This is a genomic window from Serratia sp. L9 (genome assembly GCF_050632285.1).
Classification (GTDB): domain Bacteria; phylum Pseudomonadota; class Gammaproteobacteria; order Enterobacterales; family Enterobacteriaceae; genus Chania.
In genome coordinates, this window is sequence record NZ_CP192591.1 from 4,816,935 (window position 1) to 4,833,336 (window position 16,402).

A 16,402-nucleotide genomic window follows, 5' to 3' on the forward strand; every position below is an offset into this window, starting at 1 on the left:
TAAAATCGGGCTCAGCAAAGCAGGCCCGGTGCATCACTTCCCGCTTTTAACTTTAGTCCACGAACGGGTAATAACACGATCAAGTTTCGGCGTTTGCACATTGAGCGTAAACAGCTTGGCTCGTATATCGGCCGGTGGATACACGTTCGGGTTATCACGCACTTCGGCATTCACCAACGGCGTAGAATCCTTCACCGCATTGGCATAGAAGACGTGATTGCTGATATCCGCAATGATTTCCGGCTTCAGCAGGAAGTTCAGGAACTGGTAAGCAGCGTCTTTGTTTTTCGCATCCGCAGGCATGGCAAACATATCAAAGTAAGCCAGCGCCCCTTCTTTTGGAATCGAATACGCCACGTTCACGCCGTTTTTCGCTTCCTTGGCTCGGCTGGCGGCCTGCATCACATCGCCAGACCAACCGATGGCTACACAGATATCACCGTTAGCCAGGTCGTTGATATACTGGGAAGAGTGGAAATAACGGATATTCGGGCGTAGCTTCATCAGCAATTCATTGGCTGCACCGGTGTAATCTTCTGCGTTGGTGCTGTTAGGATCCTTGCCCAGATAGTGGAGCACGGTGGCATACACTTCGCTTGGCGCATCCAGGAAAGAAACACCACAGCTTTTCAGCTTCTCGAGGTTTTCCGGCTTGAGGATCAGATCCCAGCTGTTAACCGGCGCATCTTTGCCCAATACCGCCTTGACCTTGTCGACGTTATAGCCGATGCCAGTCGTTACCATCATGTAAGGAATACCGTACTTATTGTCCTTGTCATTGTGCGCAACCAGTTGCAGCATTTCAGGGTCAAGGTTTTTGTAATTAGGTATCTTGCTCTTGTCCAACGGCTCAAAAATACCGGCTTTGGACTGGCGCTCAAGGAAGTTGGATGAAGGAACCACCAAATCATAACCGGTGCTGCCCGCCATCAATTTGCCTTCCAATACTTCATTGGAGTCAAAGACGTCATACACCACTTTAATGCCGGTTTCTTTCTGGAATTTGGCAAGGGTATCCGGCGCAATATAATCGGACCAATTGTAGATGTGCAGCGTATTGTCCGCGGCTGACGCAGTAACACTTGCAGCCATCAGCACACCGGCAACCACACCCGATAACCACTTTTTACGTTGGGTGACCATCCGTAACTTCCTCCAAAAACAAGGGGTAAATTTGTATCCCGAACTGATACAAAACCTTTGACTCGCGGAACACAATCGTTGCGATCGTGGCTGAATAGCTATGCAGTTGATTGCATGCACTTTTCTTGGCTACCCAACCCGCGCGGCCACAAACAGGAACGCGAGCTGTTAGCAGAATCAGCAGCATAACCGGTGTTGCCGGGGTGTGCTACCCTCCAGGGTAAAAAACGCCTTTTATCGATTTTTTATGCAGTTGATCTTTATGTGATACGCCAATAACGCCTTAAATGGCGAACAATATCTGGCTGTTAAGGGTAAAACGCAGAATATCTAATTGCGGAAGAAAATCAGGAGCGTATGCCGCCTGAGCTGCGGCATACATAATGTACAGCGGGGATCAGTGCAACATCGGTTGACGAGCTGCCGTAGCGAGGTTCTCTTCTTCATCCCCCATAAACAGCAGATCGTTCGCTCTGGCTTCCAGGATCACCATCGAAATCTGCTCCTCTCCTTGCTGCATAAAGTGGGCAAACTGCTCATAAGCCACGCCCACGGCAATGCTCAGCGCCTGGCAAACAATCAACTTGGGCAGGTTATCATCCTGGATATCAACAAACGCCTTGATGGTCAGCGAACTGGCGTTGATTTGGCTCAGATCGGTGACCAGCGGGATCAATGCCGTCGGCTTGACTTCAGCCAGCGCAGAAAACAGGATCACGTTATCAACCAGGTCGATCTTGGCATCGAATACGCCGTCAAAGTTTTGCATATGTGGCAGGTGTAACGCCTGGCAAGAATCACATTCAAAGAATGAAACCCCCAATTGATCCAGCCAACGTCGTAATAACGCCAAATCGGGGACGATGAGTGAATCCATAAATTACCAGCCTCACAGGGTTTAAAACGTGAAAAGGCGCATAGCTTACGGAATATTCAATTGATATGCCACGATCAAAGCCGCTAAATTCACTAAAGCGATAACTTTTAACACAATATATTGCATGGCTGGATGGGTGCAAACCTATAACGGCAGCGGTACCAGAGCGTTCCCGCTGCCACCTGGCCTATCCCCCCGATTTCAGACGAAAGCCAGGCCGCCCTCGCTGTTCGATGTATTCAATCATCATCCCGGCAATGTCCAGACCGGTGGTGGTTTCTATGCCTTCCAACCCCGGAGAAGCGTTCACTTCCATCACCAGCGGGCCACGTTCGGCGCGTAAAATATCGACGCCAGCCACGTCCAGCCCCAGCGTAGTGGCGGCCTTGATTGCCGTGGCCCGTTCCTTGCCGGTGATATGCACCTTACGAGCTTTGCCGCCACGATGCAGGTTCGAACGAAATTCACCGGGCTTTGCCTGCCGTTCAATAGCGGCAACCACCCGCCCGCCAATGACCAGGCAACGGATGTCGCTACCTTTGGCCTCACGGATATATTCCTGCACTAAAATATGCGCATTCAGGCCACGAAACGCATCAATCACGCTTTCCGCCGCCTGGCGGGTTTCTGCCAGCACCACGCCAATCCCCTGCGTTCCCTCCACCAGCTTCACTACCAGCGGCGCGCCCCCCACCAGTTCAATCAAATCGCCAGTATCATCCGGTGAATGAGCAAAGCCGGTTATGGGCAGATCGATGCCCTGCCGCGCCAGCAATTGCAGCGAACGCAGCTTGTCGCGCGCACGGGTGATGGTCACGGACTCATTCAGTGGATAACTGCCCAGTAACTCAAACTGGCGCAATACCGCCGTGCCATAGAAGGTGATCGCGGAGCCAATACGCGGGATCACCGCATCATAACGTTCCAGCTGGCGACCCCGGTAATGGATAGTGGGAGCCGCCGGGTTGATATTCATATAGCAAGATAGTGGATCGATAATATCAATGTGGTGCCCACGCTGTTCTGCGGCCTCCCGCAGTCTTTTGCATGAGTACAATGAACCGTCCCGCGAAAGAATGGCAATCTTCATTCATCACCCCTGAAGGCGTTTATCACCTGTGATGGCAGGCATTAGCCCATAGTTATACTTAATGCGGGTCCTGGTCCTGTTTATCGTCTGGCGACTGAGCTTTTCGATCATTTTTCGGTGACGGAGCACTGCGCAGCAGCGGGCTGAACCCTTGCACCACCCGCCAGACCAAAAACGCGGCTGCAGGCACCATCAGCGCTACACCAAGAAAAATCATCCCGACCGCCGCCTGCTGTGACCCCAGCATACCGGGCAAACTCACGAAATCGTGGATACTCAGATAAGAAAGTACCAACAGCACCATGCCCAGCCCTTCAAGCACCAGAACCGTGCGCGGTAAGTCACCGAATGAACGCATATTTTTTCTCCAGACTCGTTATGCCCAGTGTAGTAAATTCACCATCGCAGCAACAGCCCTCGTTGATTAATCGGTTCTGTGAATCAGACTAACAGGTAGATCCTGCTTTTTTTACCTCCGGCAACGGGCATAGTAGCCGCCTCAACGTGAGTGATTGTATTACTGAAGTCTTTTTATGACGGAAGGAATGTCGTTACAATAGCGGTTAATTATAAATAACAGACTAGGAGTGTTACATGTTTGCTGTAATCTTCGGGCGTCCGGGCTGTCCTTACTGTGTCCGTGCTAAAGAACTGGCTGAGAAATTGACTGAAGAGCGTGACGATTTCAACTTCCGTTATGTCGATATTCACGCAGAAGGCATCACTAAAGCCGATTTGGAAAAAACCGTTGGTAAGCCGGTAGAAACCGTACCGCAGATCTTTATCGATCAGGACCACATTGGCGGTTGTACCGATTTTGAAGCATATGCCAAAGAAAATCTGAACCTGTTCCAGTAATCCCTTACTGAAAACGGCATCAGGTAGATGACTAACCCTGCATTTTTGCGGGGTTAGTTTTTTTGGGCTATCGACGTTGACCACCGTTTTCTGCGTTGTGGGCGCAGTTAAACAGCGCCCAGCCCCGCAACTTTCTCTTTGCTCCACTGTCACAGAATAGAAATCCACTACAAGGACAGGATATGTTGTTAAGGAAAATGATGGGGCTGCTGTTGGGCCTGCTTATCACCCTACCCGCCTTCGCCAAACTGAATGCACACGAAGAGGCCAGAATTGCAGCCATGCTCAATGCGCTGGGCCAAAAACAGGGCTTAATCTTTGTGCGCAATGGCGATGACCACACCAGCGCTGAAGCCGTCGAACACCTGAAATTAAAGTTGGGCAATACCCGTAAACGCCTGAATACGGCTGAACAATTCATTGATAAAGTGGCCTCGGTCTCCTCTATTTCTGGCAAGCCTTACTATGTAAAAATTGCCGGGCAACCCGATGTCTCCGCCAAGATTTATCTAAATCAGTTAATTAAAGAGACAGATAAGACGCTGCCTGCGGTGCAATGATCCCTGCCAGTATAAAAGGCGCTAAAGCGCCTTTTATACTGCTGATTATTGCCTTTCCCGCTGATAAAGATGCTGCAACGCATGCAAAACCATCCGGATAAACAAGTACAGCATCGCGCCAAATACGCACCAGAATACGGCGCTGACGGCATAAGCCAGCTCTTGCCAGAGAGAATATCCGGGGGTAAGCCAGAAGTGACGGATGAGCAAACAGAGGGGTACCGCATACAACGCGCCAAGTAATGGGCACAAAATGCGTTTTTTGCTCGATAAATAGCTGGCGATAAAGCCAGGAATGACAAATAACAGCAGACCGGTTTCACCGTGATGCTCAGGTTCAGCCCCGTTGACGGCGCCGATCTTCTGGCCGAGAAAAACCAGGCTAAAGAGCAGGAAACAGCTTAAGATCCCCACCCAATACCGATAGCTTGCCATACACCTCTCCCATTTAGCGATGTGACTACTCACTACACCGTAGAAACCAGCCTTATCACAGACATTGTGACGCAACACCAAACCGGTGAAGCCGACTGAATTTTTTCCGTGGTTAAAAAGAGGGTTAAATGGATCAGGCAGCGCACAGAATCAGCTTTATGCTGGCTGTCGCGCGCCATAGCGACTAGAATAAGCGCCGCTGATCAATGGTCTGAATTGCCTTCCGCTGGTTAGCCGTCTTAAAGGTGTTTATCCATATATTCTGTGGTTAAATTTATATCTTATAGTATTCTATTTCAAGCACTTACTGGTAAACAATAAGTTATCCTCCGTGAACATAAACGTCGCAAGTTTGTTAAATGGTAACTACATCCTGTTACTGTTTGTAGTACTCGCTCTGGGGCTCTGCCTCGGCAAAGTCCGTCTGGGCTCCGTTCAACTCGGTAATTCCATTGGCGTTTTAGTGGTCTCACTCTTGCTTGGCCAGCAGCATTTCGCCATAAATACCGAAGCGTTGAACCTCGGTTTCATGCTGTTTATTTTCTGCGTTGGCGTTGAGGCCGGCCCCAACTTTTTCTCGATATTTTTCCGCGACGGCAAAAACTATTTCATGCTGGCGTTGGTGATGGTCGGCTCTGCAATGGTGCTCGCCCTCGGCCTGGGCAAATTATTCCATTGGGATATCGGCCTGACCGCCGGTATGCTCGCCGGTTCGATGACCTCCACGCCGGTATTGGTCGGGGCTGGCGATACGCTACGCAATACCATCACTAATGGCCCGGCGCTGCTTGCCGCACAAGATCATCTGAGCCTGGGTTATGCCCTCACTTACCTGATTGGCCTGGTCAGCCTGATTTTTGGTGCTCGTTACCTGCCAAAGTTACAGCATCAGGATCTGTCAACCTCCGCCCAACAAATCGCCCGCGAGCGTGGCCTGGATACCGATAGCCAGCGCAAAGTCTATCTGCCGGTGATCCGTGCCTACCGTGTTGGCCAGGAGTTGGTGGCCTGGGCAGACGGTAAGAATCTGCGTGAACTTGGCATTTACCGCCAGACCGGCTGTTACATTGAACGTATTCGCCGTAATGGCATTCTCGCCAACCCCGATGGCGACGCCGTATTGCAGGTCGGGGATGAGATCTCATTGGTCGGCTACCCCGATGCCCATGCGCGCCTGGATCCCAGCTTCCGCAATGGTAAAGAGGTGTTCGATCGCGACCTGCTGGATATGCGTATCGTCACCGAGGAGATCGTGGTCAAAAACAGCAATGCCGTAGGTAAACGCCTGAGCCAGTTAAAGCTGACCGATCACGGCTGTTTCCTGAACCGCGTGATCCGCAGCCAGATTGAAATGCCGATTGATGACAGTATCGTGCTGAATAAAGGCGATGTCCTGCAGGTTAGCGGCGATGCACGGCGTGTTAAAAGCGTGGCAGAGAAGATCGGCTTTATCTCTATCCACAGCCAGGTCACCGACCTGCTGGCCTTCTGCGCCTTCTTTATTATCGGCCTGTTGATTGGCCAGATAACTATTCAGTTCAGCAACTTCTCGTTCGGTATCGGTAACGCTGCCGGGTTGTTGATGTCGGGCATCATGTTGGGCTTTATGCGAGCCAACCACCCAACCTTCGGTTACATCCCTCAGGGTGCGCTGAATATGGTGAAAGAGTTCGGCCTGATGGTGTTTATGGCTGGCGTTGGTTTGAGCGCAGGTGCCGGTATAGGTCACAGCCTTGGTGCGGTAGGTGGCCAGATGCTGATAGCAGGTTTGATTGTCAGCCTGGTTCCGGTGGTCATCTGTTTCCTGTTCGGTGCCTACATTCTGCGCATGAACCGTGCTTTGCTGTTCGGTGCCATTATGGGGGCTCGTACCTGCGCTCCCGCGATGGAAATCATCAGCGACACTGCACGCAGTAATATCCCTGCTTTGGGATACGCAGGTACCTACGCTATCGCTAACGTATTGTTAACCTTGGCTGGTTCACTCATCGTGGTGATATGGCCCGGAATAATGGGGTAACTGGTTAACAACAGAAATGATTCTGGGGCAAAATATTTTTGATTTTTCTTTCGCCAGACAGAACTTTTCGATCGGGCCATAGTCTGAGTTAGTGCCACTGCTTTTCTTTGATGTCCCCATTTTGTGGAGCCCGTTAGTCCCGCCTTTTTAGGTTCAAGATTAGCGGGTTTTTTGTTGCCTGAATTTTAAATAATTTAAAAACAGTCGGTTGCAAGCCCTCTCGCCACACACTGGTTACCCAAAATCGACTTTCGCAGGTATCTGGTCAGATCCACAATGCGCCTTGATCTCCCCTCGGTGGGTGTGGTGGCACGATATCGATTTTTCACGGTGCCACTATTTGGCGTTGGATAGATTCAAAAGTCACAGAAGTACAACTGCAGTTAATGTTTTGGCACGGGTGATAACCTTCTCTGATGCCCTCACTCAGATAACGACTGTGAAGCTTGGCTTGGTGTAGAAAGGTTCTGTGGAACAGAATAGTCAAGGCTCTCTGGCGCATCTCTCCCCACGCCGCCCATCATTTTTACCTGCACCGCCATTATCGCCAGAGATCAAATCCAAAACGGAGACATCCAGTTCTTTCATTATTAAACCCTCGATTTAAGTTTATAACTCCTGGTAAATCGATTTGAAGGCAAGCGAGAAAACAGGTTAAAAAATATATTTATGTTACTCAGTGAAAATTAATTATTAATCGAGAATGTAGCCATGACTCTTACTTTATAATTTCGATATTAAAGTGGTAATGCATTGATAAAAAAGAGAAACCAACGTTAGTCGCGTTATTGCCTTTGCTACATCTGCCAGCCAAAAATGGCTGGCAGAACGATAGAATTCACCGTGATTATTTAGCGACCGCGCGCCCGGTGGTTTCGCTGGCTGACCATATGCGATAACGCACCTCAACATCTTTTGGCACATAAACCACAATCGGCAGGCGGCTGTTATAACGCTGCATAGCGGCATCTCCCAGATGGGCAGCAACAAACTCCTGGCGCCTGGTGTTATCCGGGCAGGCCATCATGGTAGATGCCGGTGCAGAAAGTTTGGCCAGAACAAAATAGTCATAGCCCCAACCGGCCAGCGTTTTGCTCTCTAGCGTGCCCCCCATCATGTGGCGGTTACAATCCACTTCCAGCGTTTTGCCAATCAGCAATTCAACCTTAAAGTTCTCTTCATGTTCCTGCTTTGGCAAATAAATAACCTGACGGCTCATCCCCTTCTCTGCTTGAGGGAATGGCGCCACCTTTTCCAAAGGCTGTAGATTAAGGTCGTCGTTTCCGGCTGTCGTTGCTGCAATGGCACTGGCAGACGCAGCCATTAACAGGCTGGTAAACACGAAAGAAAGCTTGTTCATTTTTTATCCTTACAATTCATGGCGTAATACATTGATACGTTAGCATAGTTTATACCTGCAAATTATAGGTTAAATCTGGATATCTCCCTGGCATGGTGCAAGCCATTAAGGTTTTCTTAAGACTGCTTGATTACAGTAACCCGATCCATCATTACCTATGGGCCGCCGTGTGAACCCGCCAGAATCCTCATTAAATCAATCTTCAACAGCAACACAAATTAAGACTGATGCCCTTTACTCCTTATCGGCTTCCTTTTACCGTTGGCAAGTTTTCGGCTTGATAGTGACAGGATTGCTGTTTATCTGGCTTTCACGCAACGAGCAGTTGGATTGGGCAATCAGTAACTATTGGTATGACGCTGCAAGCCACAGTTTCCCTTGGCAGAACAATTACTGGCTGGATCTGATCAACCATCGCCTACTGAAGATTTCCGTTATCACTGGCGCAGTTCTGGCACTTATCTGGGGGATTTACCGTCGGAATGCTCGGCTTATCGTCGCTATGTTGCTGATCGGTATCGGGCCGCTGGTTGTCGGGATTCTGAAAGCCACCAGCGCCCATTCCTGCCCATGGGATTTGCTGGAGTACGGTGGCAAGGCAATGTCATTCCCACTGTTTGGTGCCACACCGGCGTTTCCTGGGCCTGGCCGTTGCTTCCCAGGTGGCCATGCCTCCAGTGGTTTTGCCCTGATGGCGCTATTTTTTCTGTTTTATCCGCAACGCCCGCGCCTGGCTTACTGGTGCTGGCTGGCTGGTATCACGCTTGGCATGCTGATGGGGTTTGGTCAGATTATGCGCGGCGCACATTTTCTCTCCCATAACCTGTGGGCTGGGTGGTGGGTCTGGTTCAGCCAGTTGGCTGTTTATTGGTGGATTAGCGGCTTTTTCCGCCGCAAGATGAGGTAAGACTTAATGGAGCAATTGAACTATCTTCTTTTCGCCTGGCTTAATGCCTCCCCGGCCAGCCCGGAATGGCTGATCGATTTCGCGACTTTTATCGCCCGGGATCTGATCGCTATAATACCGTTGCTGATAATCGGTTTATGGCTGTGGGGGCCGCATAATCAGTTAGGATCACAGCGAGAAGTGGTAGCAAAAACAACAATTGCTCTGTTATTTGCCATGAGTGCCGCCGCCGCTATCGGTATGTTGTTGCCTCATGAGCGCCCATTTGTAGCCGGTATCGGTTACACCTTCCTGGCACATGCGCCAGACAGTTCCTTCCCTAGCGATCACGGCACGGCCATCTTCACTTTTGCGTTGGCTTTCTTATTCTGGCACCGCGCATGGTCCGGCGTGGTGTTAATGACTATCGCCGTCGCCATTGCCTGGTCACGCGTCTTTCTTGGAGTGCATTGGCCTCTGGATATGGTCGGCGGTTTCCTGGTTGGTTGCGTAGGCTGTCTGTTTTCTCAGTTGGTGTGGAACCTGTACGGTGAAGCCATCGCCAACAAACTGACACGCCTGTATCACTTCTTATTTGCTTTTCCTATCCGCAAAGGATGGGTGAAAGAGTAACCCTGCCGGCAGGGGGCCAGTGCCCCCGCCCACTACAATACCCCAGTCGTCACCCGGAACTCCCGCATCTCCCCAGCGTTGAGCACCGCCGACATTTGTTTAGCCGCACTATCTGGGCTGCAACTGGCAGGCTGAATAAACGCCGCAGCCTGCGGGCTGGTATTTGGGCGCCGTAAAACCGCATAGTTGAATTGCCCGGTGGAAAAACGGGTTACATACTTTCTGCCACGAGGTGCCAGCATAAAGAATTCGGCCTGATCGACATATAAAGAAAGATCGTCAGAACAAATCACCGGCAGCGGATTATTACGGATATTAAGCGCACATCCTGGCAGGTTTTGCCGGAAAACCGCATCTGGATCGCAGGCATAATTCATGTGACACATATAACTCAATGGCTGAGCCGTATCGGCCAGATTGCTGATCACCATCTCGATACTGAACTGCGCGCTGTTAGCTGACAATTGAACAGCGGGTTGAGTACGGCAGCCACGGGTTGCGCTATCGGCACTGCTGGCACGCACCGTTAGCATTTCTGCCTCGACTTCCAACCAAACATCGGCGATCGGACCATAATTTTCGGGCAAACCTTCATGGAAAGCAAAACAGCCACTGTTGTCGTCGCGGCGCGGTTTCACACAGCTATCTTTGGATTTGAGCGAATGGCCGTCAAAAGCCGCATCCCACACCATCAAATCCTGGTAGGGTAGCAAAGTTAATATCCCACGATTGTTTTGCAACGCCAGTGCGGCAATATCGCCAGGAAACATAAATGCGGTGACGGTAAAATCAGCGTCGCAATACACTTCTTTAGGTTGTTTCCCGAACAATCCAGGGCTCAGATTAACCATGTTTTTCATCTTTTCTCCTCAGGAAAGCAGTCTCTCACTGTGAACGGATAAGGCAAGAATACGCTATGTTATTTAAATAACATTTACAAGTAGACAATGTGACTCATTAAACCAATTAATCTCTCGCGCATAACAAAAAATAGCGTAACGACAGCTATCAATTGCCATTTCTCGATGTTAGGATAATAACATTATTCACATCCTGATACGTTGTAACCATCCTAGAGGAATCACCATGACTACCGAACAGATTGATTATGCCCACTATATCGACCATACCCTGCTGGCTATGGACGCGACTGAAAGCCAAATCACCAAATTGTGTAAAGAAGCTCAGCAGCATAATTTTTATGCCGTTTGTGTGAACTCCGGGTATGTGCCTTTAGCTGCCCACCTGTTACAGGAAAGCGATGTTAAAGTATGCTCGGTAATCGGTTTCCCATTGGGTGCTGGTTTGACCGTAGCTAAAGCTTTCGAAGCCAAAGCGGCTATTGCTGCTGGTGCCCAGGAAATTGATATGGTTATCAACGTTGGCTGGCTGAATAGCGGCCGTCTGGAAGAGGTGAAAGCCGATATCGCCGCCGTGCGCGAGGTTTGCGCCGCTATCCCGTTGAAGGTAATATTAGAAACTTGCCTGCTGAGCGATGCACAAATCGTTCAGATCTGTGAAATGTGTAGTGAACTCGATGTCGCCTTCGTTAAAACCTCTACCGGTTTCAGCACTGGCGGTGCTCGTGAAGAGCACGTCAAACTGATGCGTGCCACTGTGGGCAGCGAGATGGGCGTCAAGGCCTCTGGCGCAGTGCGCGATCGTGCCACTGCTCAGGCAATGATCGTTGCGGGTGCAACACGCATTGGCACCAGTTCTGGCGTGGCAATTGTTTCTGGCGATAACGCCGCTGCAGGCAGCTACTGATTTACTCGCGTTACCAGTTTAGTTGCAGCATGGTTGCCTGCAGCCTGAAAGACGACGGGTAAAGACATATTCAATGCGGGGTAGCACCCTCAGCCTGGACTGAGCAAGTGCTATCCCGCATTGTTGCGTCGAATAGTAAGATAAGCGACTTTTGGCCTCTATACCTGTGGGAATAACTGATGGAAACAAGGCGCGACGAACGTATCAACCGGCTGGTTCAAGCATTAAAACGCTCTGACAAGATCCACTTGAAGGAAGCTGCCGTGCTGCTAGGCGTCTCGGAAATGACCATCCGCCGCGATCTCAGCGCTGAACCCGCCGCGGTCGTATTGCTGGGGGGTTATGTGGTGGCTGACCCGCGCATCAACGGGGTAACCAATTACTTTGTCTCCGATCAGAAAGCCAAACAGGTGACAGAAAAACGCCGTATTGGCATGCTGGCGGCTCCGCTGGTCAACGAAAATGACACGGTGTTCTTTGACTGCGGCACCACAACCCCGGCGATTATCGACGCCATCGCCGATGAACTGCCCTTTACCGCCGTGTGCCATTCGCTTAATACCTTCCTGGCGTTACAGGATAAACCCAACTGCAAGGTAATTCTGTGCAGTGGTGAATTCAGGCCGAATAACTACATTTTTGCCTCCGTCGGCCAGCATAATGAACTGGACCATATCTGCCCTAACGTTGCCTTTATCTCTGCGGCAGGTATCAACCTGCAACATGGTGCGACCTGCTTCAACTTTGATGAGCTTGAGATGAAACACAAGGTATTGGCCAAGGCGCAGCAAAAAATCCTGGTGGCTGACCACAGCAAATTTGGCCAAACCAGGCCAGCCTGCATCGGGCCGCTAACGTTGTTCGATCGGGTGATCACCGATAGTCAACCCGAACCGGATTTCGTCGACTTCTTCGAAAAGCACGCGATCAGCCTGCGGTTTTGACCTCCCCCACCGCTGGCTTCGGTCGGCGGTACGGTTTTCTTTAATCAACCCAACCTAAATCAACCAACCTATTTTTGTGCAAATAATGCGCAATCAAATCCATAAAATTCCTAGTGAACAATAATTACAGGTTAATGGATTGCAACAACTTGCCACCGTTATTATTTCACGCAGGGTTTAATTGCATAAAAATACTCCAGCCTTGCTGCCATATAGGCATAACTCCCTCTCTTCTTATTCTTATTTTTACTTTTCATCGCAACATGACTTGCGCAAAATAACCGCTATTACATGATATTTATATGATGAATAAACAGGAATTCACGTCCCATTTCTGAACAGATAATCCCCTTCTGTGATTATCTTTAAATCCTAAAAAATCATTAAAAAACAAATAAATAAAAAATATGCGTTAAAATTGAAACGTGATCTAAGTCACTAAAATAGTGAGTCGCGGCTTTTTTGCTAGATCAATAACAACACATAAAATATATTGCTCGCCCCAAGGTAAAAAGCAGGCTTTTATCTGGCTAAACATCGAGCATGCCGGATAAACAGTAGGGAATTGATGAGAGCGCTTACAGCATGAAATCTCTCACAATCCTGCAACATATGCATGAAAAAGCAATAAAACAGCAAATTGCCGCACGCATTGCGCATTTGGGAGCATGATCACGGTTGTTTCTGCTGTAAATCGTTATCTTGCCGCCAACAAAAATCGGTAGGCGACGATCTTCCGACAGAAGTAACGACTTCGAGCTAATTAATAGTGGAAAGTCTTTTAGCAGATTACCCGGCAAAGATGTCGAAAGTAATTAGCTTATTAAACAACCAGGGGGCGTCATTTATCCCCGCAAGTAACATCTGATTTTAACCGCTGGCGTCATCACTATTATTTCGCCTGCGGTTTTTAACCTTAAGATTTGTCTTTAATTTTAATTTAACGTGTTCACCTCGGAGATATTTATGGACACTACTCAGACCGGCACGATTGCCTCTGCGGCCTCAAGTTCCAGCAGCACCTGGCGTAAATCCGACACCATGTGGATGTTGGGCCTTTATGGCACTGCCATCGGCGCAGGTGTTCTGTTCCTGCCAATCAACGCCGGTATCGGCGGTTTGATCCCATTGATCATCATGGCGATTATCGCCTTCCCGATGACCTTCTTTGCCCACCGTGGCCTGTGCCGCTTTGTATTGTCTGGTAAAAACCCGGGTGAGAACATCACCGAAGTAGTAGAAGAGCACTTTGGTATCAGCGCAGGTAAGCTGATTACCCTGCTCTACTTCTTCGCCATCTACCCGATCCTGTTGGTTTATAGCGTTGCGATCACCAATACCGTCGACAGCTTCATTACCCATCAGTTGGGCATGACTTCGCCACCGCGCGCCATTTTGTCACTGATCCTGATCGTCGGCCTGATGACCATTGTGCGCTTCGGCGAGCAGGCCATCGTGAAGACCATGAGCATTCTGGTATTCCCGTTTGTCGGCGTTCTGATGTTGCTGGCGTTGTACCTGATCCCTAACTGGAGCGGTGCGATTTTCGAAAACGTTTCTCTGGCCAGTTCTGGCACCGGTCTGGGCCACGGCCTGGTAGTCACCCTGTGGCTGGCGATCCCGGTTATGGTGTTCTCCTTCAACCACTCACCCATCATCTCCGCCTTTGCCGTAGCAAAACGCGAAGAGTACGGCGTAGACGCTGAGAAAAAATGTTCACGCATCCTGGCTTATGCACACATCATGATGGTGCTGACCGTCATGTTCTTCGTTTTCAGCTGCGTGTTGAGCCTGTCCCCAGAAAACCTGGCAGAAGCCAAAGCACAGAACATCTCCATTCTGTCTTACCTGGCCAACCACTTTAAAAACCCGATGATCGAGTACATCGCACCGGTTATCGCCTTTATCGCCATCACCAAATCGTTCCTGGGCCACTACCTGGGTGCCCGTGAAGGCTTTAACGGTATGATTGCCAAATCAATGAAGAGCCGTGGCAAGACCGTAAGCACCAGCAAACTGAACCGTATCACAGCGATCTTCATGCTGGTGACGACCTGGATCGTGGCAACGTTGAACCCAAGCATTCTGGGGATGATCGAAAACCTCGGTGGCCCAATCATCGCCATGCTGCTGTTCCTGATGCCGATGTATGCCATCCGTAAAGTGCCTGCCATGCGCAAGTACAGCGGCCACATCAGCAACGTATTTGTGGTGGTAATGGGGTTGGTTGCCATGTCTGCAATCCTCTACACCCTGTTCGGCTAATTACGCTCAGCCGGTGCCATCAGGCACCGGCTATCTCGAACCGCCCCCTGTTACCTGCATTCTCAATGCGCCACCTGCATCCCCCCGAGCAACAACAGGTAAAGGGGAGTTAACCCGAAGAAGGAAGCGAGACAATGGTCAGCGTTTTCGATATTTTCAAAATTGGCATCGGCCCATCCAGTTCCCATACCGTCGGCCCGATGAAAGCTGGTAAACAGTTTATCGACGATTTGATTGCTGCCGGGCAACTTTATGCCACCACCCGCGTGGCCGTTGACGTCTATGGTTCACTGTCTCTGACTGGCAAAGGGCACCACACTGATATTGCAATCATTATGGGCCTGGCAGGTAATCTGCCCCATGATGTGGATATCGACAGCATTGCCGGTTTTATCCGTGATGTAGAACAACGCGGCCGCCTGCTGCTGGCTAAAGGCGAACATGAAGTGGATTTCCCGCAACAAGGCGGCATGAATTTCCATAACAGCAATCTGCCACTGCATGAAAACGCCATGCGTATCAGCGCCTATGCAGAAGACCAGTTGCTGCATAGCAAAACTTATTACTCCATCGGCGGCGGCTTTATCGTTGATGAGGAACATTTTGGCCTCCCGGCCAGCAATAGCGTGCAAGTTCCCTACCCTTACCGCAGCGCACAAGACCTGCAGCTACACTGCAAGGAAACCGGGCTTTCGCTTTCTGGCCTGGTGATGCAAAACGAGCTGGCGCTGCGCAGCAAAGCGGAAATCGAAGCACATTTTGCCGACGTCTGGCAGGTGATGCGCACCGGGATCGAGCGCGGCATGAATACCGAGGGCCTGCTGCCAGGACCGATGAAGGTCCAGCGCCGTGCCGCTGCCCTGCGACGTATTCTGGTGACCGGCGACAAGAACAACATCGACCCGATGAACGTGGTGGACTGGATCAACATGTTCGCGTTTGCGGTTAACGAAGAGAATGCTGCTGGCGGCCGCGTGGTAACGGCCCCTACCAACGGTGCCTGCGGTATCATTCCGGCAGTACTGGCGTATTACGATCAGTTTATCCGCCCGGTGAATACCAACTCCTACAGCCGCTTTTTCCTGACTTCCGGGGTAATTGGCACGCTGTACAAGATGAACGCCTCAATTTCTGGCGCTGAAGTCGGCTGCCAGGGCGAGGTTGGCGTAGCCTGCTCAATGGCCGCTGCCGGATTGGCAGAGCTGATGGGCGGGAGCCCGGCGCAGGTTTGTATCGCCGCAGAAATCGCCATGGAGCACCACCTGGGGCTGACCTGCGATCCGCTGGCCGGGCAGGTTCAGGTACCTTGCATCGAACGTAACGCGATTTCCGCCGTGAAGGCAGTGAATGCCGCACGTATGGCGCTGTGCCGCACCAGCGAGCCACGCGTATGCCTGGATAAGGTGATCGAAACCATGTACGAAACCGGTAAAGACATGAATGCAAAATACCGTGAAACTTCGCAGGGCGGTTTAGCCATCAAGGTTGTGGCCTGTAACTGATCCTTGCCCTCATGCCCCCTCTCCTCAGGGAGAGGGCGCGGCCACGGAGTGATATTCAGGTA

Annotated in this window: 17 protein-coding genes; 9 read left to right on the forward strand and 8 right to left on the reverse strand. The window is 50.5% G+C overall.

Features of this window, described 5'->3' with window-relative positions; translation table 11 throughout:
• Positions 1-33: 33 nt before the first annotated feature.
• From potF to ACQ86O_RS22885, 4 genes are all read right to left on the reverse strand, one after another.
• The gene (gene potF / locus ACQ86O_RS22870; protein WP_431222986.1) at positions 34-1,143 is read right to left on the reverse strand and encodes a spermidine/putrescine ABC transporter substrate-binding protein PotF; all 1,110 of its coding nucleotides are present in this window, start codon (positions 1,141-1,143) and stop codon (positions 34-36) included.
• A gap of 397 nt (positions 1,144-1,540) precedes the next feature.
• Positions 1,541-2,020, reverse strand: a complete 480-nt coding sequence (locus tag ACQ86O_RS22875; RefSeq protein ID WP_431222987.1) for a YbjN domain-containing protein — start codon at positions 2,018-2,020, stop codon at positions 1,541-1,543.
• 187 nt (positions 2,021-2,207) lie between these two features.
• The gene (gene rimK / locus ACQ86O_RS22880; RefSeq protein ID WP_431222988.1) at positions 2,208-3,110 is read right to left on the reverse strand and encodes a 30S ribosomal protein S6--L-glutamate ligase; all 903 of its coding nucleotides are present in this window, start codon (positions 3,108-3,110) and stop codon (positions 2,208-2,210) included.
• A 58-nt stretch (positions 3,111-3,168) separates the two neighbouring features.
• Entirely contained in the window at positions 3,169-3,468 is a 300-nt protein-coding gene (locus tag ACQ86O_RS22885; RefSeq protein ID WP_431222989.1) for a YbjC family protein, read from the reverse strand.
• A 236-nt stretch (positions 3,469-3,704) separates the two neighbouring features.
• Between ACQ86O_RS22885 and ACQ86O_RS22890 the strand changes: the two genes are divergently transcribed.
• Both ACQ86O_RS22890 and ACQ86O_RS22895 read left to right on the forward strand, forming a co-directional pair.
• The gene (locus ACQ86O_RS22890) at positions 3,705-3,968 is read left to right on the forward strand and encodes a GrxA family glutaredoxin (protein WP_025119331.1); all 264 of its coding nucleotides are present in this window, start codon (positions 3,705-3,707) and stop codon (positions 3,966-3,968) included.
• Between the two features lie 182 nt (positions 3,969-4,150).
• A complete protein-coding gene (locus ACQ86O_RS22895; RefSeq protein ID WP_431222990.1) occupies positions 4,151-4,528 on the forward strand; it encodes a YfeK family protein in 378 nt (125 codons plus the stop codon).
• 45 nt (positions 4,529-4,573) lie between these two features.
• On the opposite strand, the gene ACQ86O_RS22900 is transcribed toward ACQ86O_RS22895, so the two are convergent.
• Positions 4,574-4,963, reverse strand: coding sequence for an inner membrane protein YbjM (locus tag ACQ86O_RS22900; protein ID WP_431222991.1), 390 nt, complete (start codon positions 4,961-4,963; stop codon positions 4,574-4,576).
• Positions 4,964-5,294: 331 nt separating this feature from the next.
• Between ACQ86O_RS22900 and ACQ86O_RS22905 the strand changes: the two genes are divergently transcribed.
• Complete coding sequence (locus tag ACQ86O_RS22905) at positions 5,295-6,983, forward strand: aspartate:alanine antiporter (RefSeq protein WP_431222992.1); 1,689 nt, start codon at positions 5,295-5,297, stop codon at positions 6,981-6,983.
• 325 nt (positions 6,984-7,308) lie between these two features.
• On the opposite strand, the gene ACQ86O_RS22910 is transcribed toward ACQ86O_RS22905, so the two are convergent.
• Positions 7,309-7,485 carry an ogr/Delta-like zinc finger family protein gene (locus ACQ86O_RS22910; RefSeq protein WP_431222993.1) on the reverse strand — a complete coding sequence of 59 codons (177 nt, stop codon included), beginning with the start codon at positions 7,483-7,485 and terminating at the stop codon, positions 7,309-7,311.
• A gap of 345 nt (positions 7,486-7,830) precedes the next feature.
• Complete coding sequence (eco, locus tag ACQ86O_RS22915; RefSeq protein WP_431222994.1) at positions 7,831-8,343, reverse strand: serine protease inhibitor ecotin; 513 nt, start codon at positions 8,341-8,343, stop codon at positions 7,831-7,833.
• Positions 8,344-8,500: 157 nt separating this feature from the next.
• On the opposite strand from eco, the gene ACQ86O_RS22920 reads away from it, so the two are divergent.
• Positions 8,501-9,250: a phosphatase PAP2 family protein gene (locus ACQ86O_RS22920; RefSeq protein WP_431222995.1), complete on the forward strand. Its 750-nt coding sequence runs from the start codon at positions 8,501-8,503 to the stop codon at positions 9,248-9,250.
• 6 nt (positions 9,251-9,256) lie between these two features.
• Positions 9,257-9,862, forward strand: a complete 606-nt coding sequence (gene ybjG, locus ACQ86O_RS22925; protein ID WP_431222996.1) for an undecaprenyl-diphosphate phosphatase — start codon at positions 9,257-9,259, stop codon at positions 9,860-9,862.
• A 32-nt stretch (positions 9,863-9,894) separates the two neighbouring features.
• Here ybjG and ACQ86O_RS22930 read toward each other — a convergent pair whose 3' ends face one another.
• Positions 9,895-10,722: a hypothetical protein gene (locus ACQ86O_RS22930; RefSeq protein WP_431222997.1), complete on the reverse strand. Its 828-nt coding sequence runs from the start codon at positions 10,720-10,722 to the stop codon at positions 9,895-9,897.
• 226 nt (positions 10,723-10,948) lie between these two features.
• Here ACQ86O_RS22930 and deoC point away from each other — a divergent pair, with 226 nt between their 5' ends.
• The 4 genes from deoC to ACQ86O_RS22950 all read left to right on the forward strand — a co-directional run bounded on the left by deoC (position 10,949) and on the right by ACQ86O_RS22950 (position 16,340).
• Positions 10,949-11,629, forward strand: coding sequence for a deoxyribose-phosphate aldolase (gene deoC, locus ACQ86O_RS22935; RefSeq protein WP_431222998.1), 681 nt, complete (start codon positions 10,949-10,951; stop codon positions 11,627-11,629).
• A 179-nt stretch (positions 11,630-11,808) separates the two neighbouring features.
• A complete protein-coding gene (deoR, locus tag ACQ86O_RS22940; RefSeq protein WP_431222999.1) occupies positions 11,809-12,573 on the forward strand; it encodes a DNA-binding transcriptional repressor DeoR in 765 nt (254 codons plus the stop codon).
• Between the two features lie 966 nt (positions 12,574-13,539).
• Positions 13,540-14,838 carry an HAAAP family serine/threonine permease gene (locus ACQ86O_RS22945; protein WP_431223000.1) on the forward strand — a complete coding sequence of 433 codons (1,299 nt, stop codon included), beginning with the start codon at positions 13,540-13,542 and terminating at the stop codon, positions 14,836-14,838.
• Positions 14,839-14,972: 134 nt separating this feature from the next.
• The gene (locus tag ACQ86O_RS22950) at positions 14,973-16,340 is read left to right on the forward strand and encodes an L-serine ammonia-lyase (RefSeq protein ID WP_431223001.1); all 1,368 of its coding nucleotides are present in this window, start codon (positions 14,973-14,975) and stop codon (positions 16,338-16,340) included.
• The last annotated feature ends 62 nt before the right edge of the window (positions 16,341-16,402 follow it).